This is a genomic window from Psychrosphaera haliotis, from assembly GCF_009728465.1.
GTDB classification, from domain to species: Bacteria; Pseudomonadota; Gammaproteobacteria; order Enterobacterales; family Alteromonadaceae; genus Psychrosphaera; species Psychrosphaera haliotis.
The window spans coordinates 499994-521081 of record NZ_WOCD01000005.1 but is presented as its reverse complement, the minus strand read 5'-3'; the positions used below and the strand labels follow the sequence as shown (position 1 = coordinate 521081).

Annotated in this window: 18 protein-coding genes and 1 pseudogene; 9 read left to right on the top strand and 10 right to left on the bottom strand. The window is 40.8% G+C overall.

What is annotated here, in order from left to right:
* Positions 1–199 precede the first annotated feature (199 nt).
* Genes GNP35_RS13025 through GNP35_RS13015 form a run of 3 tightly spaced genes read left to right on the top strand, consistent with a single transcriptional unit; the run spans position 200 to position 2351 of the window.
* Positions 200–1471 (top strand): OmpP1/FadL family transporter, encoded by a 1272-nt coding sequence (locus tag GNP35_RS13025; RefSeq protein WP_155696520.1) that lies wholly within the window; start codon positions 200–202, stop codon positions 1469–1471.
* Between the two features lie 2 nt (positions 1472–1473).
* A complete protein-coding gene (locus GNP35_RS13020) occupies positions 1474–1896 on the top strand; it encodes a YeeE/YedE family protein (protein WP_330997816.1) in 423 nt (140 codons plus the stop codon).
* Positions 1897–1907: 11 nt separating this feature from the next.
* Positions 1908–2351 carry a DUF6691 family protein gene (locus GNP35_RS13015; protein ID WP_155696518.1) on the top strand — a complete coding sequence of 148 codons (444 nt, stop codon included), beginning with the start codon at positions 1908–1910 and terminating at the stop codon, positions 2349–2351.
* Here GNP35_RS13015 and GNP35_RS13010 read toward each other — a convergent pair.
* From GNP35_RS13010 to prlC, 4 genes and pseudogenes are all read right to left on the bottom strand, one after another.
* A complete protein-coding gene (locus GNP35_RS13010; protein ID WP_155696517.1) occupies positions 2348–2821 on the bottom strand; it encodes a peroxiredoxin in 474 nt (157 codons plus the stop codon). The genes GNP35_RS13015 and GNP35_RS13010 overlap by 4 nt on opposite strands.
* Positions 2822–2875: 54 nt before the next feature.
* Positions 2876–3649 carry a class I SAM-dependent methyltransferase gene (locus GNP35_RS13005; RefSeq protein ID WP_155696516.1) on the bottom strand — a complete coding sequence of 258 codons (774 nt, stop codon included), beginning with the start codon at positions 3647–3649 and terminating at the stop codon, positions 2876–2878.
* Positions 3646–4350: a DNA-3-methyladenine glycosylase I gene (locus GNP35_RS13000; RefSeq protein WP_155696515.1), complete on the bottom strand. Its 705-nt coding sequence runs from the start codon at positions 4348–4350 to the stop codon at positions 3646–3648. The genes GNP35_RS13005 and GNP35_RS13000 overlap by 4 nt, the downstream gene beginning before the upstream one ends.
* Before the next feature lie 88 nt (positions 4351–4438).
* A pseudogene (gene prlC, locus GNP35_RS12995) lies at positions 4439–6491 on the bottom strand (oligopeptidase A).
* Between the two features lie 177 nt (positions 6492–6668).
* On the opposite strand from prlC, the gene gorA reads away from it, so the two are divergent.
* Positions 6669–8021: a glutathione-disulfide reductase gene (gene gorA / locus GNP35_RS12990; RefSeq protein ID WP_155696514.1), complete on the top strand. Its 1353-nt coding sequence runs from the start codon at positions 6669–6671 to the stop codon at positions 8019–8021.
* 152 nt (positions 8022–8173) lie between these two features.
* Here gorA and GNP35_RS12985 read toward each other — a convergent pair whose 3' ends face one another.
* The 3 genes from GNP35_RS12985 to GNP35_RS12975 form a co-directional block, all read right to left on the bottom strand.
* Positions 8174–8395: a TIGR02922 family protein gene (locus GNP35_RS12985; RefSeq protein WP_155696513.1), complete on the bottom strand. Its 222-nt coding sequence runs from the start codon at positions 8393–8395 to the stop codon at positions 8174–8176.
* A 181-nt stretch (positions 8396–8576) separates the two neighbouring features.
* Positions 8577–10727, bottom strand: a complete 2151-nt coding sequence (locus tag GNP35_RS12980) for a TonB-dependent receptor (protein ID WP_155696512.1) — start codon at positions 10725–10727, stop codon at positions 8577–8579.
* Between the two features lie 37 nt (positions 10728–10764).
* Positions 10765–11118 carry a hypothetical protein gene (locus GNP35_RS12975; protein WP_155696511.1) on the bottom strand — a complete coding sequence of 118 codons (354 nt, stop codon included), beginning with the start codon at positions 11116–11118 and terminating at the stop codon, positions 10765–10767.
* Between the two features lie 342 nt (positions 11119–11460).
* Here GNP35_RS12975 and rho point away from each other — a divergent pair, with 342 nt between their 5' ends.
* The 5 genes from rho to GNP35_RS12950 all read left to right on the top strand — a co-directional run bounded on the left by rho (position 11461) and on the right by GNP35_RS12950 (position 18629).
* Positions 11461–12729 carry a transcription termination factor Rho gene (gene rho / locus GNP35_RS12970; RefSeq protein ID WP_155696510.1) on the top strand — a complete coding sequence of 423 codons (1269 nt, stop codon included), beginning with the start codon at positions 11461–11463 and terminating at the stop codon, positions 12727–12729.
* A 167-nt stretch (positions 12730–12896) separates the two neighbouring features.
* Positions 12897–14372: a 4-hydroxy-3-polyprenylbenzoate decarboxylase gene (gene ubiD, locus GNP35_RS12965; protein WP_155696509.1), complete on the top strand. Its 1476-nt coding sequence runs from the start codon at positions 12897–12899 to the stop codon at positions 14370–14372.
* A 54-nt stretch (positions 14373–14426) separates the two neighbouring features.
* Positions 14427–15131, top strand: a complete 705-nt coding sequence (fre, locus tag GNP35_RS12960; protein ID WP_155696508.1) for an NAD(P)H-flavin reductase — start codon at positions 14427–14429, stop codon at positions 15129–15131.
* Positions 15132–15216: 85 nt separating this feature from the next.
* Positions 15217–15702, top strand: a complete 486-nt coding sequence (locus GNP35_RS12955) for a GNAT family N-acetyltransferase (RefSeq protein ID WP_155696507.1) — start codon at positions 15217–15219, stop codon at positions 15700–15702.
* A gap of 65 nt (positions 15703–15767) precedes the next feature.
* A complete protein-coding gene (locus GNP35_RS12950; RefSeq protein WP_155696506.1) occupies positions 15768–18629 on the top strand; it encodes a M16 family metallopeptidase in 2862 nt (953 codons plus the stop codon).
* 142 nt (positions 18630–18771) lie between these two features.
* Here GNP35_RS12950 and GNP35_RS12945 read toward each other — a convergent pair whose 3' ends face one another.
* The 3 genes from GNP35_RS12945 to prpF are packed head-to-tail and all read right to left on the bottom strand — an operon-like array spanning position 18772 to position 21084.
* Positions 18772–19050, bottom strand: a complete 279-nt coding sequence (locus GNP35_RS12945) for a hypothetical protein (protein WP_155696505.1) — start codon at positions 19048–19050, stop codon at positions 18772–18774.
* 36 nt (positions 19051–19086) lie between these two features.
* Positions 19087–19842, bottom strand: a complete 756-nt coding sequence (locus tag GNP35_RS12940; RefSeq protein WP_155696504.1) for a bestrophin-like domain — start codon at positions 19840–19842, stop codon at positions 19087–19089.
* A 48-nt stretch (positions 19843–19890) separates the two neighbouring features.
* Positions 19891–21084, bottom strand: coding sequence for a 2-methylaconitate cis-trans isomerase PrpF (gene prpF, locus GNP35_RS12935; protein ID WP_155696503.1), 1194 nt, complete (start codon positions 21082–21084; stop codon positions 19891–19893).
* Positions 21085–21088 lie beyond the last annotated feature (4 nt).

Below are 21088 nucleotides of genomic sequence, written 5' to 3'. Positions count from 1 at the left end.
ATTTGAGTTTTTAATTAATTCATCGATTATAAATAACGGCTAACTTGTACCTAAGATTAAGTGTTTGAAGTGAAGAGGTTTGCTGCTGATAAGCTAACTTCTTTATTCACTTTCGGTATATATAATCTTTTTAAATTCTTTTTTGAAATAACAAACCTTGACTAGTATTCGCCCATAATATTTATTCAAGGTTTTATAAATGAAAAAGCAATTTGTATTAAGTGTAATAGCAGCCAGTGTTGCTGTGTCACCTGTTGCCAGTGCAACCAATGGTTACTTTACTCATGGTTATGGAACTAGCCATAAAGGTATGGCTGGTGCAGGCGTTGCCATCTCGGAAGACTTAATGTCTGCCGCTACAAACCCTGCCGCATTAAACCTAGATTACTTAAACGGTAAAACGGGCATTATTGTAGGCGCTGAGCTTTTTTCTCCTGATCGTGAATATCGTATTTCCCAACCTGACTTTTATGCACCGGAAGGCTTTTATCTTCAGTCACCAGGTAAAAAAAGCGGTAATTCTCTTTTTGTGATCCCTGAATTTGCGATTGGTAAAAAGCTTAACGACAAGTGGAATGCAGGTCTTGTCGTTTATGCGAATGGCGGCATGAATACAGAGTACGCTGCGCAGGCTGCCGAACAAGGTACTTTTTACGCAGGTAAAACCGGTGTTGATCTTAAGCAGTTATTCATCAGCCCAACCTTCAGTTATAAAGTGTCTGAATCAACACAAGTTGGTTTTGCACCTTTGCTTGTGGTTCAGCAATTTAAGGCAACGGGTTTAGCGAGTTTTGGCGGCTTTTCATCATCGCCTGAGAATCTGTCAAACCAAGGTACAGACACTACTACAGGTTTGGGCCTTCAAGTAGGTATTCAACATCAAATATCAGAGCCGTTACGTGTTGGTTTTAGCTACCGTTCGTCGGTATCTATGGATGAATTTGATAAATATGCTGGCTTGTTTGCAGAACAAGGTGGTTTTGACTTACCAAGTTCACTGCAAGTTGGTGTTGCGTGGCAAGCGTCTGCGGAACATCAGTTTTTGTTAGATTGGCAGAAAATTAATTACGCTGAAGTAAATAGCATTGCGAACCCACTAAGCAACTTAATGGTTGCGCCTTTGGGTGCAGATAACGGCGCTGGTTTTGGCTGGGAAGACATGTCAGTGGTTAAGTTTGGTTGGCAATGGCAGCGCACAGCAGAGCAAAAACTGCGATTAGGCGTTTCCTATGGCGAACAACCTATTCCTTCAACTCAAACATTATTTAATATTTTGGCGCCTGGCGTTCAAGAGTGGCATTACACGGCCGGGTTAACTCAGTCGGTAGGTGATAATACTAAATTGAGCTTAATGGCCTTTTACTCACCATCAAAATCAGTGACTGGAAGTAATATGCTAGCGCCTAATCAAGACATAACGCTTGAAATGAGCCAAAGTGGTTTTGCTGCTTCATTTGAGTGGGCGTTTTAAACGTGCTTACAGAATTTACTCCTATTAGTGCGTCCGTTGGTGGCGCGCTTATTGGCATCGCGAGCGCTATTTTGTTAATGGTATTTGGCAAAGTGGCGGGCATATCTGGAGCAGTACAATCTTTATTAAACCCGCTTCAAAAAGGAGCAGGTTGGAAATTAGTGTTTGTTGCTGGCTTACTAATCGCGGGTGTTATTGTGCAGCTTGTTCAGCCTGAACTTCTTGTTGGCGAGCTGGATTTACCGCTGTGGTTAATTGTAGTTGCGGGCTTACTCGTTGGCGTAGGTACGTCACTGGCAAACGGCTGTACTAGTGGTCATGGCGTGTGTGGCATGTCTCGATTTTCAGCTCGTTCATGGGTCGCCACTATTACTTTTATGGTTATTGCGTTTGTAACAGCCAATGCCATGTACTGGTTAGGTTAAGGAGTGATGAGATGAAAAACAAAGTCGTTACTTTTTCTTTAACTTTAGTGGTGGGTATAATTTTTGGACTTGGTCTTATCATTAGCCAAATGACCAACCCCGCGAAGGTGATTAACTTTTTAACCGTAGGCGAAAAGTGGGATGCAAGCCTAATTTTTGTTATGGCAGTGGCCATGGGAATTATGATGATTGTGTGGCGTTGGACTTCTAAACGTTCTGCGCCTTTGCTGGCAAATAGCTTTACACTCAGTGACTTTAAGCTGGTGGATTTACGCTTAATTTTAGGATCAGTATTGTTTGGTTTAGGTTGGGGCTTAAGTGGTATTTGTCCTGGCCCTGGGCTAGTTCAGTTAGTTACATTAAAACCAGACTTTATTATATTTTTTGCAGCGGTATTAGCAGGCATGTGGTTAACAAACCTGCTGAATGGTCGAAATAAAAAAGAGCCTAATTAGAGCTGCGACAACATAGTTTCAGCGTCACTGAGTTTAAACTCTTGTGGCGCTTCTACATTTAATTGAGTCACCACACCATTCTCAACTAACATTGAATAGCGAAGAGCACGAGTGCCACCAAATAAGCCGGTATCTTTACTTAGGCCCGTTTGGTTATGAAAATCCGCGCCGCCATCAGCAAGCATAATTAGCTCGTCAGCATTTTGAGACTTACCCCAAGCGTCCATCACAAAGGCATCGTTGACGGAAATACAAATAATAGTATCAACGCCTTTTGCTTTAATTTTATCCGCTAAAGCAACATAACCTGGCACATGTGCTTCTGAACAAGTGGGTGTAAACGCGCCTGGTACAGCAAAAAGCACGACCTTTTTATTTGCGAATAACTCCGCTGTATTGGTTGTTACTGTTGAGCCGTCTTTGCGAAATTGAAAATCTACGTTTGGTAATGCTTCATTTACTTTAATCATAATTTAATCCTGTTTTTCAATACTTTTGTTAGGTACGGTTTGTTATCGCCGCATCTATTTCATGGCCGCTTTGACATAAACATCAAAACGATTTTTTTTAGTCTTAATTTGAGTACTTGGCGTTTGCCCATTTAAAAACGGAGCATAGTCAGGTCGTTTCACAACAACTCTTTTTGTTGCCACTTGCATGGCTAATGGCAGTAATTCATCGGCATCGTTGTCTGTGCCTACAAACTGTTGAAAAATGGCCATGTCTTTTTTGACCGCGGCTGACTTTTCTCGGTGCGGAAACATAGGATCAAGATAAACCACATCGTATTCATCTTTATTGTCTATGGCTGTTTGTAACGCGTTTTGAGAGGAGTTGTTAATGACGGTCATGCGTTCACTAAACCAAGGTAACTCTTCACTTTGCAATGCACGTCTAAAGCCGTCTTCAAGCATTAAATAGACAGGCACTTGGCGTTCAACTAAGGTCATCTTGCAACCTAGTGAGGCCAATACAAATGCATCTTTACCCATACCGGCGGTTGCATCTAGTACCGTTGGCGTTGCGCCTTTGTTTAATCCAACCGCCTTAGCGACGGCTTGACCTTTTCCGCCTCCAAACTTTTGCCTGTGGGCATTAGCGCCGCCGGCAAAGTCCACAGAAATTTTAGTTTTGCCATCAATGGTGAGCTTAAGTTGGTCGTCTTCAAAAAGCGCATGAAGTTCATCAGTTGGTTGGTGGTTAACTTGCTGCCAATCAAATTTTTCAGTTAATTCGATAATGCTTAACGGCGCTTGTTGCCATTGGAAAAACTTCAAAGTGGAGCTTTGTTCACTCATCGCATACCTACTACGTTGTCGCCAACTGAGAATGACAAAATACGACTTAATGCCGAATAACCAAACCCAGTTTCGTCATGCCATTGTTTAAAACAGTCTTGGATCATAGTTTGGCTCTTTTTAGTATTCAGGCCGCCATCAATGAGTTTATAAGCTCTAAAGTAAGCCTCGTTGTCACGACTTAGTAGAAAAGTATCTACGCCTAAAAATCGAAGAGCATATGGGCCGGTATTACCGCCGAGTCGAGCGCCATGCTTTTTTAAATGAGCCCAAAGTCCAATCACGTCGTCTTTAGGCCAATTAGCGATGAACTGACCAAAAGAACCATGCTCTTCAGATACTTCGTAAATCATTTGAGCGTTGTCTTTTATACACATCACTTTTTTGCCATTACGAATAATGCGCTCGTCTTTGCATTTTGCTTCCCACATTTCGTCAGGCATCATCAGTATTTTTTCAATATCAAAACTAAAAAACACTTCCTCAAAACCAGGCCATTTTTGTTCCACAACGCGCCAAACAAACCCACTTTGAAAAATTTGTTTACTAAACTGAGCTAACCATCTGTCATCAGAGATTTGTGCTAAATCAGGCTTAGGCTCATTGACACCGGCCATTGCAAAAACAATGCTTTTACTGCCTTTGCGTTCAATCGCTCGGTTTAATATATCTCGAAACGGCTCGAGGTTTTTAATACTCATATTTTATTCTCGATGACTTATTACTAAAAAGCCGCGCTTGGCTTACGAAAAAACCAATACGCGGCGAAGCCTTTAAATGTTTAAAACTTTAGGCTGCAATACCAGAGTGACGAAGCAGAGCATCAATTTCTGGCTCACGACCTCTGAAGGCTTTGAATAGCTCCATTGGCTCTTGGCTTCCACCACGCTCTAAAATATTAGTTAAGAACGAGTGACCTGTTGTGGAGTTAAAGATACCGTCTTCTTCAAATTTAGAAAAGGCATCGGCTGATAATACTTCAGCCCACTTGTAGCTGTAATAACCAGCGGCGTAGCCACCTGCAAAGATGTGTCCAAAGCTATGTTGGAAGCGGTTAAATGACGGAGGCGTAATAACAGACACTGTCGTTCTAACATCATCTAAAATTTCCTGAATACGAGCGCCAGTCTCAGGTTTGTATTCTGCGTGAATTCTGAAGTCAAACAGGCTGAATTCTAATTGGCGAACCATCATCATCGCTGATTGGAAGTTTTTAGCCGCTAGCATTTTGTCTAACAAATCTTTAGGTAAAGGTTCGTTCGTCTCAAAGTGGCCAGAAATAAACGATAACGCCTCTTCTTCATAACACCAGTTTTCTAAAAACTGACTTGGTAATTCAACAGCATCCCAAGCTACACCATTTATTCCAGAAACCGCAGCTTCGTCAACTTGCGTAAGCATATGGTGAATACCATGTCCAAATTCGTGGAACAAAGTAACTACTTCATCGTGAGTAAATAGGGCAGGTTGGTCACCAATAGGCTGATTAAAGTTACACGTTAAATAAGCAATTGGGGTTTGTAGTTCACCAGTGGAAAACTTAATTCGGCCTTGGCAATCGTCCATCCAAGCACCACCACGTTTTTTCTCGCGAGCATATAAGTCTAAGAAAAAGCTACCACGGTATTCACTTTCTTGATCGTAAATATCAAAAAACTGAACGTCTTTATGCCAAGTATCAACGGTTTCTGCGTGCTTTTTAACGGTAATGCCAAACAAACGTTCTACGGTTTTAAACAGGCCATTTACAACGGTTTCAGCTGGGAAATAAGGACGTAACTGTTCGTCTGAAATAGAGTATTTAGCTTGTTTTAACTTCTCACCGTAGTAAGTGTAATCCCAAGGATTTAGGTCTGAAACACCATGTTCATCTTTAGCGAACGCTTTAAGCTCAGCCACTTCTTGTTTGGCCTGAGGGACCGATTTTTCTGCAAGTTGCGTTAAAAACTCAGTTACTTGCTCAGGCGATGACGCCATTTTTGTTGCAACAGACTTGTCAGCATAACTATCAAAGCCAAGTAAATTAGAGACCTCATGACGAAGTGCCATGATCTCTTCCATTATATCGGTGTTATTAAATTCACCTGCATTCGGGCCTTCTTCAGACGCTCTAGTGGTAAATGCGGTGTACATTTCTTGGCGTAAAGACGCGTTATCAGAGTAAGTCATCACTGGCAAGTAGCTTGGGAAGTCTAGCGTAAACAGGTAACCGTCAAGCTCTTTCATTTCAGCCGTTTGCTTAGCGGCGGCAATCGCTGACTCAGGTAGGCCGGCTAATTCAGATTCATCTGTGATGACTTTCTGCCATGCATGCGTAGCATCTAAAACATTATTACTAAACTGTGAGCTTAAATCTGAAAGGCGGCTTTGAATTTCGCCATATCGTTTTTGCTGCTCTGGTGGTAAATCGATACCTGATAATTTGAAATCACGAAGTGCATTTGTGATGACTTTTTGCTGAGCGGCATTAAGAGAATCAAACTGGCTTGATTTACTTAGGTTTCTCGTACGCTTTAAATAGTTCAGCATGCTGGCCAACCCAAGTACCGTATTCACTTAAAATAGGAAGACAAGATTCGTACGCGTCACGCATTTCGTCAGTACTTACCACTGAGTTCATGTGAGAAACAGGTGACCAGGCTTTGGATAGTTTATTGTCTGCCTTTTCAACGTCTTCTACTAAGGTTTTCCAAGTTGGTTCTGCTTCAGAAACGGCTTTGTTAATGGCTTCTTTGCACTCTTTAATCAACGCCTCAACAGCCGGTTTAACATGCTCCGGCTTAATTTTTGAGAATGGCGGCAATTGAAAATCAGATAATAATGGGTTGTTAGATTCAGACATAAACGACCTTGTCAGCGGTGATTAAAATAATTAGTTAATAAATAGGTGCGACAACCCTGTTTTACAAGGTTTTGTATTAGAATAAAAATACCGATGGTGATTATCTAATATTTCTATTTGGTTTTATTCATCGTAGCCCATATCCTTACGGGATAGTAATTTTACAGGATCAGATTTATGACAACTCATTTTGACTATATTGCCATTGGTGGCGGAAGCGGTGGTATTGCATCGGCGAACAGAGCAGCAATGCGCGGCGCTAAAGTAGCACTAGTAGAAGCGAAAGCAATGGGCGGTACTTGCGTAAACGTAGGTTGTGTACCTAAAAAAGCCATGTGGTTTGGCGCACAAGTTGCTGAGGCTATTCATAAATATAGCCCAGACTATGGTTTTGATGTAACGGTTAATAAATTTGATTGGAGCAAGCTTGTTGCTAGCCGCGAAGCTTATATCAAAAGAATTCATGGCTCTTACGATCGCGTATTAGGAAATAACGACGTTACCGTTATTAACGGCTTTGCTAAGTTTGTTGATGCAAAAACAATAGAAGTAGATGGCAAGCAATATACCGCTGATCATATTACGATTGCCACGGGCGGTCGTCCTACTTGGCCAGAGATTGAAGGTGCTGATTTAGGTATTGATTCTGATGGCTTTTTTGATCTAAACGAACAACCCAAAAGAACGGTTGTTGTAGGTGCAGGTTATATTGCTGTTGAATTGGCGGGCGTATTAAATAGCCTAGGTACAGAAACTAAATTAGCGGTTCGTAAACACGCACCTTTACGTAATTTCGATACTATGATTTCTGAAACACTAGTAGAAATGATGGCTGAAGATGGTATTGAATTATTAACACATAGCGTGCCTAAACGAGTTGTAAAACAGGCAGATGGTAGCTTAGTGCTTGAATTTGAAAACGGCACTCAAGTAGAAACTGATTGTGTAATTTGGGCGATTGGTCGTACGCCAAGTACTGACAATATCAATATTGAAGCGTCAGGTGTTAAACGTGATGAATGGGGTTACATTCCAGTTGATGAGCATCATGAAACTAACGTTCCAGGCGTTTACGCATTGGGCGATATCATAGGTAAGGTTGAATTAACACCGGTTGCGGTTAAGTCTGGTCGTATTTTAGCAGAGCGTTTGTTCAATAATATTACCGACGTTGTGATGGATTACACTAATATCCCAACCGTTGTATTCAGTCACCCAGCAATTGGAACAATGGGTCTAACGGAAGAGCAGGCTATTGTTCAATACGGCAAAGACAATGTAAAAGTATACAACTCAAGCTTTGCCGCTATGTATACGGCATTAACAGAACACCGCCAGATGACTAAAATGAAACTAATTTGCGCTGGCGACAATGAGCTTGTTGTTGGTATTCATGGTATTGGTCTTGGCATGGATGAAATCCTACAAGGCTTTGGCGTGGCAATTAAAATGGGTGCAACAAAAGCAGATTTTGACGCTTGTGTCGCCATTCACCCAACATCAGCGGAAGAGTACGTTACTTTACGTTAATTGCGTTAAAGTTGGTCTTTTATTAAGACACAAAAAAGCCACTTATCTAAAGTGGCTTTTTTACTTTTATAGCTTGAGTAGAGACTATATTTGCAACGTCATAGCGACATTACCTTCGATACATCTCTAAGCAACATTTCTACACAACAGCTCTACGCAACACCTTCAAACGGGACAATCCTATCCCCAATACTATTTAAAATATCTACCTGACCATCGCATACTGCGATAATAGAGCGTCCTTGTTTCAATTCCTCAGGTATAACAATACGGCCGTTTTGATTTTTGTTGAAGTTATGTGTTTCGTGACGCAGATCGAGAGCGCCATCTTCAAAAAAAATCAGTGTAGCTTGCGTAACCGGGTCATGTAACATCAGATAACCTTTTATATTTTTGATAACGAATTTATATCGGCAACTTAAAGCTACTCAATTTATATTCATAAATCAAACATAAATATTAGAAAAAGGGAATAAATAGTGAGGTCAGATGAGATAAGTGCTTTAAAGCGTTAGTTAACCACTTTAAAGCACACTTTGTTACAAGATTAATAACTTAGAAAGCAATGGAACCCGAGATATAAATATTTCGTCCAATCGCCGGGATTTTATCACCCGTTTGTAAGCTACTCATATTGTTATCCATTTCCATGCTGCTGCCCATATCCATAGAGCTTCCCATATCCATGCTTGAGTCCATGCTGCTGTTCATTGTCATTGGTCTGTAACGACCAGCTAAATGACTGGTATATGACTTATCAAACAAGTTTGAAATTCCAATGGTGACAGACCAATCTTTCTGCGCATAAAATGCAGAGATATCAGTTGTGCCGTAACCCGATGTTTTTGACTCGTTGTTAATAGCAGAGACTCTATCTTGGCTTGCCGTTAATTGTTCGGTGACTTTAAACAACCAATCATTCAACAGATAGCTAGCTGAAAGTCTTAATGTATCTGCGCTAATTCGATATAAGTCATCATCGATATCGTCACGTTCACCACGAACCATGCTAATTGAGCCATCCAAGTATAGGTCGTCATTAACTGCCCATTGTGCAATAACGTCAGCCCCATAAAGTGATGCTTCAACATTAGCGAACTGCATTGGCGCGCTTCCCGTCATCATAGTTGCAACCATATTCGCTTGCATATTGGTAGACGGTGTCGCTTGAATATAATCGTCTATATTTTGGTAAAATAACTGTGGTGAAATAAGTACATCAGCCAGTTTATATTCTAAACCTAGATTAAATTGATAAGCGGTTTCGTGTTCTAGCTCAGGGTTGCCTACATAAGTATGGCCATCAGCTAAACCACCAGTGGCTTGCATTGGGACCCAAAGGTACCTTTCTTGATAAGACGGTGCGCGTTGTTTTATGGCGCCTGAAACAAGTAGTGACAACTCTTCAGACAATAAGTGCGTATAGGCAGCTGATACGTCATAAAGCGTTTCTGTTTGATCAGTATTTGCAGAGTTAAAGTTATCACGAAGCATCATAATTGCAGGATTCATCATCGCCATATGGTGACTAACGTCTCCCGCATCACTTTCATGTTGTTTAGCTCTTAAACCTAAGGTGAGCTGACCGTCGGTTAAATCGGTTTTTACTTCCGCGAACACACTAACCACTTCGTCCGTAACATCATTAAAGTTCACCACGTTAAACATCATGTTATCTGGCGAAGTAATTACGGCTTGGTGTTCTGAGAATAGCCAGTCAGTACCTAAAACGACCATTGAGTTTTCTATCAAAGAAAACGGCATTTCTACCGATACATGGCCACCAAAAGACGTTGACTCAGCGGTATTGTATCTTGTCATCATTGGGTTCTTGTTAGTGCGAAGGCTATAGTTGTCCATGCCGTGCGTAGCGTCTGTGTAGTTTACATTCCACTTTATGTTTTGTTCATTATTTTGAATTTCGCCTGAAAGATTAAATTGATCAGTTTTTATGTAATCAATATCCATTGGTAATGCCGCTGTGCCGCTTGGCTTAGTATTCGTATTTTTGAAATTAAAGTGGGTTTCTGTTTGTTCCGTTAAATAACCTAAATCAAAACCAGACTGAGTTCTTTCATAACTTGAAGGCACAATATCAAAACCACTCGCGGTTTCTTGATCATCAGCTGATTGTTTGTTACCAAATACTAAAAAGGCCAAGTTTTGATTAGCGATGTTTAAAGTAGGCGCTACAAAATAGGCATCACCCTGTTGTTTATAACCTGTCGTTAAGTCACCGCTAAATAAAGCGTCCGCTGAGTCAGAAAACTTTGCTTGTCGGTGGTTAATTTTAATTGCGCCACCAAAGGTATTTAGACCTGCAGAAACCGGTGCAATACCACGGTATATGGTGACGGATTCAACGTTGGTCGGATTCGCATAACTCATCGGCGCATCCATAGCGTTGGGCCCCGCTCCAACAATAGTTTGGCCATCTATAGACACGCCAACTCTATCGCCAAATAAACCACGATATTGCGCTATACCAGTAATAGCACCATTTTTATTGGCGGCGGCACCAGCGGCTGATGTTAGCCAGTCCGCAGCATCAGGAGAGGTGACACTTTGTTCTAATGGTTGAGATGATGTTTTAGATGTGATCTTCTTTGTAGTTATTTCAATCACTTCCATTGATGTTTCTGCAACAGCAGGTGCAGATATGCTTAACAGGCCGCATAACGGAGCCAATACAGTTTTGTACTTCATTTTAAATCCTTGTTTAATAAATTTTAATTATTTTTGTTTAAACAAGGTGCGTTGGAGGGGCTCGACCTTCGGGCTGAAGATATTGCGTTGAATAGGATTGAGCAAAAAGAGTAGCTGAAATTTTAACGTGATGTACTACAACGGCTTGAACGGTTAGATAGTTAGAATGAACAATTGCAGGTGCATCAAGTTCAAAAATACACAGTGGGCAGTGACCAGAAGAAAAGGAGTGGTGTGGCGGGGCCTTAGGATCAAGATCGCTAAAAGCGTCAGCTTCAATCCCTATTTCTATGGCAAGCTGGTTGTAAAACTCGTTGGCGGTTGTTTTTGAAACCCATTCAAAACCGTTTTTTGTACAAATGAGTTGCTTGTCATTCTCGGCGTTCGCCAAAACTGAGACACTTGGCCCAATTAGGTTCCCTGCTAAACATAGAATAAAAAGTAACTGAACAAAATAACGCATTAAATGAATTGATCGCTTGTGCTCGTTTTTAAGTAAGTAAAAGAATATCGAAAATAAAAAATAGAACAATGAAATTTTTAAAATCAGTAGAAAAAGCGTCATTTTCTTACCAACGTAAAAAAAAGTGGCAGAAAATGCAGGTTTGTGGGACTTCAAGCTTTACGGTGGTCAAAATTACTGCTAACTTATCTACTGTCTGCGCAAACCCGCGCCAAAATTATTAAATCAAAAACTTCAAAACCTTCTTATCAATTACAAAGACATCTCAATATGCATTTACGTGAATTAAAAAATAAGCCAATTAGCGAACTCGTTCAATTAGCCGAGTCTATGGGCTTAGAGAATATGGCGCGTCTGCGCAAGCAAGACATCATTTTTTCAATCTTGAAAAAACACGCCAAAAGCGGTGAATCCATCTATGGTGATGGAGTATTAGAAATCTTACAGGATGGCTTCGGCTTTTTGCGTTCTGCAGACTCTTCTTACCTTGCTGGTCCAGATGACATTTATGTGTCGCCAAGCCAGATCCGCAGGTTTAATCTTAGAACAGGTGATTCAATTTCAGGATTGATTCGACCGCCTAAGGATTCAGAGCGCTATTTTGCGTTACTGAAAATAGAACAAGTTAACCATGATAAACCTGAAATCTCTCGCAACAAAATCTTATTCGAAAACTTAACTCCTTTGCACCCTACATCACGCTTCTCTATGGAACGCGGTAACGGTTCAACTGAAGATATTACAGCTCGAGTTCTAGATTTAGCAGCGCCGATTGGTCGTGGCCAACGTGGTTTGATAGTTGCTCCGCCAAAAGCGGGTAAAACGATGTTAATGCAGAATATTGCAACATCAATTGCAGCGAACCACCCAGAAGCAACATTAATGGTACTTCTAATTGACGAACGTCCGGAAGAAGTAACAGAGATGCAACGTCTTGTAAAAGGTGAAGTTGTAGCCTCAACGTTTGATGAACCAGCGAGCCGCCACGTTCAAGTTGCTGAAATGGTAATCGAAAAAGCAAAACGTTTAGTAGAGCACAAGAAAGACGTCGTTATCTTACTTGACTCAATTACTCGTTTAGCTCGTGCCTATAACACGGTAATACCTTCGTCAGGTAAAGTACTAACTGGTGGTGTTGATGCCAATGCACTTCATAAACCAAAGCGTTTCTTTGGTGCAGCTCGTAACGTTGAAGAAGGTGGTAGTTTAACAATTATCGCTACAGCGCTAGTAGATACAGGTTCTAAGATGGACGAAGTAATCTACGAAGAGTTTAAAGGTACAGGTAACATGGAATTACACTTAAACCGCAAAATTGCGGAGCGTCGTGTATTCCCAGCTATCGACTACAACCGTTCTGGTACTCGTCGTGAAGAGCTAATGACTTCTCAAGACGAACTACAGAAAATGTGGATATTAAGAAAGATTGTTAATCCAATGCAAGAAGTTGAAGCAATGGAATTCTTAATTGACCGTCTGGCGATGACAAAAACGAATGAAGAGTTCTTTAAAGCAATGAAACGTCAAAAGGGCGCGTAGTTAACTTTTTAGCGCGTTGTTTATTCGCTTAAATCGTGCAAAAGCCCAATGTTTATTGGGCTTTTTTGTTATTTAAAAGTAAGTTACATAGTAATTAGTAAACTTTCACAATTACTAGTTCGTATATAAAAATTACATTCAAATTAATGGTAAACGTTTAGCTCATTATGAAATATAAAGATCTTAGAGATTTTATCGACAAGCTAGAAGAGCAGGGTGAGTTAGTTCGCATTACTGCTGAGGTCGACCCTGACCTAGAAATGACGGAAATTGCTGATAGAACATTGCGAGGCGAAGGGCCGGCGCTATTATTTGAAAACCCTAAAGGGCATTCAATTCCGGTACTTGCAAATCTGTTTGGCACACCTAAACGTGTTGCTATGGGAATGGGACAAGATAATGTTGAAGCATTACGTGAAGTTGGTAAAACGTTAGCTTTTCTAAAAGAGCCAGAGCCTCCCGCAGGTTTAAAAGATGCTTTTTCTAAGTTACCTATATTTAAACAAGTTCTTAACTTAGCACCTAAAGAAGTTAAAAAAGCACCTTGTCAGAAAGTGGTTATTGCAGGCGATGATGTTGATTTAACAAAGTTACCTATTATGCGCTGCTGGCCAGGTGACGTAGCTCCATTGGTAACTTGGGGTTTAACGGTGACTAAAGGTCCAAATAAACCTAGGCAAAACCTAGGTATTTATCGACAACAGTTATTGGGTCCAAACAAACTGATCATGCGCTGGTTATCACATCGCGGTGGTGCCTTAGATTTCCAAGAGTTTAAAAAATCAAATCCAGGTGAGAAGTACCCTGTAGCCGTTGCACTTGGAGCCGACCCAGCGACAATTTTGGGCGCGGTAACACCTGTGCCAGACACTTTAAGTGAATACGGTTTTGCCGGCTTATTGCGTGGTGAAAAAACCGAAGTGGTTAAATGTATTTCTAACGACTTACAAGTGCCTGCATCTGCAGAGTTTGTTCTTGAAGGTTATTTAGACCCGGAGGAAATGGCACCGGAAGGCCCTTATGGCGACCATACAGGTTACTATAATGAAGTAGAGTCGTTCCCTGTTTTTACTGTTACGCATATTACGCATCGCAAAGATCCAATTTACCACAGCACTTATACCGGACGTCCACCCGATGAGCCGGCAATTTTAGGTGTGGCTCTAAACGAAGTATTTGTGCCTATAATTCAGAAGCAATTCCCTGAGATTGTCGATTTTTATTTGCCGCCGGAAGGCTGTTCTTACCGAATGGCTGTAGTGACAATGAAAAAACAATATCCAGGTCATGCAAAGCGCGTGATGATGGGAGTGTGGTCATTCTTAAGACAATTCATGTATACCAAGTTTGTTATTGTATGTGACGATGACGTGAATGCCCGTGACTGGAATGACGTAATGTGGGCGATAACGACTCGTATGGACCCTGCAAGAGACACGGTATTAATTGAAAATACGCCAATAGATTATTTAGACTTTGCTTCTCCTGTATCTGGTTTGGGCTCAAAAATGGGCCTAGATGCCACTAATAAATGGGCAGGTGAAACCGACAGAGAGTGGGGCGAGCCAATTGAAATGTCACCAGAGATTAAATCAAAAGTTGATGGTCGTTGGGATGAATTTGGTATTTCACTTAAAAAGTAAACACAAAGCGTACTATAGTCATATAGTCGCTTCTATATTAGGAAATGAGATTTAATGTCTGCACATCAGATAACTGCCGAAGTCGTGTCAATTGAAGCTGTCACGGATTATGTAAAAATCGTTAAGATGAAACCGCTTGAGCCAGCTCAGTTTTTAGCGGGTCAATATCTACAAGTTGTTTTGTCAGATGACGACAAGCGTATATTTTCTATCGCCTCGAGCCCTACTTCTGAATTTATAGAACTCCATATTGGTGCAGGTCCAGGTGATGCTTATCCGCAAGGAGCGCTTGATCACTTAGCCGAAAACAAAACGGTAACGTTAGAAATTGGTTTAGGTCATGCACATCTTAATTCTGCATCTGAGCGTCCAATTGTCTTAATGGCGGGTGGCACAGGTTTTTCTTATGTTAAATCCATTGCTGACTATCTAGCCGAAACAAAACCTTTCCATACCGTATTACTTTATTGGGGCGCTAAAGATGAAGAGTCTTTATATGCATCAGAGTATTTAGCTGAGTGGGCCAACAAATTTCCTCACTTTCAATACATTCCCGTTGTGGAAGAAGCTGAAGATAATTGGTCAGGTAAAGTGGGTTATGTTCATCAGGCAGTGATGGAAGATATTGTTAGTTTAGAACCTTATGATATTTACCTAGCGGGTCCATTTAAAATGGCTGGAATCGCAAGGGAAGACTTCATAAGCCAAAAAGGCGCGATAAAAGAACATATGTTTGCCGACGCCTTTGCGTTTATTTAGCAATAAGCATGTTATATCGGAACCCACTCACTAAATTAGTCAGTGGGTTTTTTAATTTAATACTAAATGAAAGGAATGGGCGTTAATGAACATAGAAATCAGACAAGCCGATTACAACGTAGAAAAAGACGGTACAGACTTAGTTAATTTACTAAATGGATACGCACAAGACCCAATGGGCGGCGCTGAGCCATTAAGTCAATTCAGTCAAGACAACTTAATAGCAGCATTAGCAAAAACACCTCATGCGTTTTCTGTACTTGCATACGTTGATGGTAAGCCAGCCGGTTTAATAAACTGTTTTGAGGGCTTTTCTACCTTTGCCTGTAAACCCGTAGTTAATATTCACGATGTTACCGTTGCTGGTGATTTTAGAGGGTTAGGACTAAGTCAGAAAATGTTGGATGAAGTAGAGCGAATCGCCAGCAGTAAAGGTGCTTGTAAGCTGACACTCGAAGTTTTAGAGGGAAATACTGTCGCTAGAAACTCTTACCTTAAATATGGTTTTAAAGGTTACGAGCTTGATCCAGAAATGGGTAAAGCTGAGTTTTGGGAAAAGAAACTTAAGTGACATTAAACTCATAATCGTTTAGTTTAATTACTTATCTTTTATATAATGAAAAAGGAGTTACTTTCATGAAAGCATGGAAGATTTCACTAGTTGCGGCCGCTTTACTGTCTGGTTGTGACGTACCATCAAAGAGCCAAAACACTGAGCAGCAAATAGCCGCTCAAGAGATTGCTGGCTTTAAAATATTAGACCAAGTTAACGCCGAACCAGGCAAAACTGCCATCCCTTATAAAAAGTTCAAACTAGACAATGGTCTAACGGTTATCCTTCATCAAGATGATTCAGATCCGTTAGTTCACGTTGACGTAACTTATCACGTAGGTTCAGGCCGTGAAGACATTGGTAAGTCAGGCTTCGCCCATTTCTTTGAACATATGATGTTCCAAGGCTCTGAAAATGTAGCTGATGAAGAACACTTTAAAATTATCACTGAAGCCGGTGGTACTTTAAATGGCACAACAAATACCGACCGCACAAACTACTTTGAAACGGTTCCTGCGAATCAGCTAGAAAAAATGCTGTGGTTAGAATCAGACAGAATGGGTTACCTTTTAGACGCAGTTACTCAAGAGAAGTTTGAAGTCCAACGTGAAACAGTAAAAAATGAACGCGGTCAAAGAGTTGATAACCGTCCATACGGAAGATTAAACGAGCGTGTTTCTGCAGCTTTATATCCAGAAGGTCATCCTTATTCATGGCCGGTTATTGGTTATATGGAAGACTTAAACCGAGTTAATGTGAACGATCTAAAAGCGTTTTTCTTACGCTGGTACGGTCCAAACAATGCAACTATCACAATTGGTGGTGACATTGATGAAGCTAAAACTCTTGAGTTAGTGAATAAGTATTTTGGAACCATTCCAAAAGGCCCAGAAGTTAAAATGCCTGAGAAGGCGCCAGTAACGTTAGATGCTGATAGATATATCTCTATGGAAGATAACGTTCATTTACCACTACTTTATATGTCTTACCCTACGGTTCATATTCGCCATGAAGATGAAGCGCCAATGGATATTTTGGCTGAGATTCTAGGCGGCGGAAAAACATCACTGCTTTACAAGAACTTAGTTAAGAATCAATTTGCAGTTCAAGCGTCGGTAAGTCACCCATGTTCAGAGCTAGCTTGTACGCTAAACATGTTTGCTTTACCTAACCCTGCAGCGGGCAAGTCACTGGCTGATTTAGAAAAAATCATTAGAGATTCGATGACTGAATTTGAAACTCGCGGTGTGTTAGATGATGACTTACTTAAAGTAAAAGCCAATATGGAAGCGTCTTTCATCTTTGGTTTACAAAGTGTTTCAGGAAAAGTAAGCCAGCTAGCAAGCAACGAAATCTTTACGGGTAACCCAAACTATATTGAAAAAGACATTGCTCGTTACGCAAATGTAACCAAAGCCGATGTAATGCGAGTTTATAAAGAATATATCAAAGGTAAACATGCAGTGATCATGAGTGTCGTGCCTAAAGGCAAACTTGATACTATTGCTCATGAAGACACTTATGTAACGCCAGAGCGCACTATTCCTGAGCTTAAAAACGCTACAGCCGATGACTTAAACGTACGCGTCGCTAAATCTAATTTTGATAGAAGCACAATGCCAACAGCCGGAGCAAATAAGCCAGTAGACGTGCCAGAGATGTGGCAAGTTACTACAACTAATGGTTTATCTGTTTTAGGTGCTCAAAGTATCGAAACACCAACAACGTCAATGTTAATTAAAATTCCAGCTGGTCACTTTTATGAGTCTAAAGAGCAAGCCGGATTATCTAATTTATTAGCGTCAATGTTTGCTGAATCAACAACTCAGCGTTCTGCAGAAGACATGAGTAAAGAGCTGCGTAAACTGGGTAGCAACGTTTATATTAGTGAAAACAATAATTACATTAACGTTAACGTAAATGCGCTGAGCAAAAACTTAGATAAAACATTAGCGTTGGTGAATGAAAAGCTAATGAATCCGGCTTTTGATGAAGCAGAGTTTGCTCGTGTTAAAAATAATGTATTGCAACAGTTCAATAATGCTAAAAAAGATGCGGGTTATTTAGCATCAACAGCTTATGCTCAAATCCTATTCGGTGATTCTATTGCAGGAGTTCCTTCTGATGGTAATGAAGCTACTGTTGCCAACATTACTTTAGCGGACGTAAAAGCGTTTTATGTAAAACATATAAAACCAAAAGGCTCACAGCTTATTGTGGTATCTGATCTGCCACAGGCGTCTATTAATAAGTCGCTGGTAGCGTTTGCAGACTGGAAAGGCGAAGCGCCAAAGCTTGAGTTAAATTTACCTGCCGTTGAGTTAGATAAAGGTACGGTTTATTTAGTAAATAAAGACAACGCCGCTCAATCGGCTATTAGGATTGGCAAGCGCGGTCTTACGCAAGATATTACCGGTGAGTTTTATAAAGCGAGCCTAATGAACTTTGCGTTAGGTGGTGCATTTAATAGCCGTATTAACCTTAACTTGAGAGAAGATAAAGGTTATACCTATGGTGCTCGCTCTCGTTTTTGGGGCGACAAAAATACCGGTGGTTATACAGCTAGTGCGGAAGTTCGAGCTGATGCGACGGACAAATCGATAGCGGAGTTTGTTAAAGAAATTTCCACATATCAAGCGTCGGGTATTACGCCCGAAGAACTAAACTTTATGCGCTTAGCAATTAACCAAGGTGATGCATTAAAATATGAAACACCTCGCGCAAAGCTAGGCTTTTTAGCACAAATACTAGAACATGATTTAGCGCCTACTTTTGTAGATACTAGAAATGAAATTGTGGCTGGCATTAGTCAAAAAGAAATTAATGAATTAGCGAAAAAGTATTTAATCATTAACGACATGATAATGGTTGTTGTAGGTGATGCAAAAACGTTAAAGCCAAAACTAGAAGCAATGGATCTTAAAGTGGTTGATTACTCAATCTAATCACTTTTAATTATCCAGAACGAAAAAACCAAGGAATACTCCTTGGTTTTTTTTATGTTTACTGATTACTGATTACTGATTACTGATTACTGATTACTGATTACTGATTACTGATTACTGGTTCAAAGTGAACAAGTCGTGATCACTGTTTGCTTTTCGCCTTTTTAATTGACTCAGCACAAGCCTTTTCCGCCATGCGAAGGGCTCTGTCGATAGCCGCTTGATCGTTCGTTGCTTTGGCTTCGGATACGTCAATTTGTGCATTCTGGCAACTGTCAGTGCGTTTTTTCTTAAGTTCTTTTTCTTCTATTACGCGGGTTTCTGAATCATAGCTCGCCTGCATATTACTGCAGCCAATAACAAGAATAGTGATGCCAGCACTTAAGCTTACTTTTATTATTTTTGTTAGCGTTTTATTCATTGTCCAACTCCTTATGAATATTAAAGTTCAGCCTAACTAATAAGGCTGTTGCTGCAAATAGAGCAGAGGTGATTGGTCTATTTTAATCAAACCTCTTTTGGGCCTGTCTAAATCAATAATGATAAATACAATCAATGTGATAAGTAAGGATACCATAGATATTTGCATCATCATTCTTGAGCCACTAAGGCCAACTGAATAGCCTAATATGGTAACAGCCGATAAGAACACGACAAACAGTAATATTAGTACAACGTCAGGCACGTGCATTTTGATTAAGGCGTTTCGAGTATTTTGCTGTTCAATCACTTTAATTATCTTAGATCTAAAATCGCTACTTTCAGATACCTCAAGTAACTGTTTTTGCACTCGGACTGACTCAAGGTGAAGTTGCGTGCGATGGCTCTCATCAACAATACTAGTTTCACTCAATTCAGATTTTATCTCTACATATTCTGTAAGTAATTTGTTTGCCCTATAAGCCTCTGTAACCGGTAAAAATTTAGATTCGATGATGGTCGATTGAATAACATTAGCTTCTTCAATAACGGCAATGCTTCGTGTTTTATATCTGTCCATCGACATACTAAATGTAAAGCCCAGTAACAGCGCAAGTAAGCCAAGTATTGATGCTTGAATGGAGCCCGTTAGTGACTTTACTTCTTCAGGGGTTTGTTTTTGTACAAACCGGCCAATACGGAACCCAAACTCATTGAATAAAATAATGTTAATGAATAAACAAACGGCAATGGTGACGCTGCTGAATTGATATAGCCAACTTAGCTCTGGCATAGATATAGTTTCCTTAAAAAAGCCACCAAAAAGGTGGCTTCGTTTATATTAACGTTGAGGCACTCTTACCCAGCCTTCCATTAAGACCCGCGCACTGCGACTCATAATAGCTTTCTTAACTTGCCAATTACCATCTAGCATTTCGGCTTCAGCACCAACTTTTAAGGTACCACTTGGGTGACCAAAAGTAACAGCCTGTCTGTTCTTTCCACCTGCTGCTAAATTAACAAGCGTATTTGGAATAGCGGCTGCAGTGCCAATTGCAACAGCGGCTGTGCCCATCATAGCATGATGAAGTTTACCCATAGACAATGCACGAACAGACACATCGATATCAGCTTTGGCGATGTGTTTACCACTTGAGGTAACATAATCTGCTGGTGGCGCAACAAAGGCGACTTTTGGCGTATGCTGGCGTGCAACGGCTTCGCTAATGTTTTGAATTAGGCCCATTTTAACCGCGCCGTGTGCTCTAATATGTTCAAAACGCGCTAATGCGGCGTCGTCATTATTAATAGCTTCTTGCAATTCTGTACCGGTATAGCCTATGTCGGCTGCATTAAGGAAAATAGTTGGTATGCCAGCATTGATCATAGTGGCTTTATAGGTCGCAGCAGGAAAATCGCCGATTGCAGGCACTTCTAACTCATCCACTACGTTACCAGTAGGGAACATGGCGCCTTCACCGTCAGCTGGATTTAAAAATTGCACTTCCACTTCTGCGGCTGGAAAGGTAACGCCATCAAGCTCAAAATCACCGGTTTCCTGAACTTCGCCATCGGTCATAGGGACTTGTGCAATAATGGTTTTACCAATATTAGCCTGCCAAATTCGAACCGTCGCAATGCCGTCTTTTGGAATTCGATCGGCGTCAACTAAACCATTTGAAATGGCAAACGAACCAACCGCGGCGGTTAAGTTTCCACAGTTACCGCTCCAATCAATAAAAGGCTTGTCTATAGCAACCTGCCCAAATAAGTAATCAACGTCGTGATCCGCTTTATTGCTTTGCGACAATATTACCGTTTTACTTGTGCTTGATGTTGCTCCACCCATTCCGTCTGTGTGCTTTCCGTATGGATCTGGGCTACCAATCACTCTAAGTAAAATCGCGTCACGTGTTTCGCCTGGTTCTTGAGCTTCTAGTGGTAAGTCGTCTAAACTAAAAAAGACACCTTTACTGGTGCCGCCGCGCATATATGTGGCTGGAATTTTTATCTGAGGCAAATGTGTTGAAGACATTACG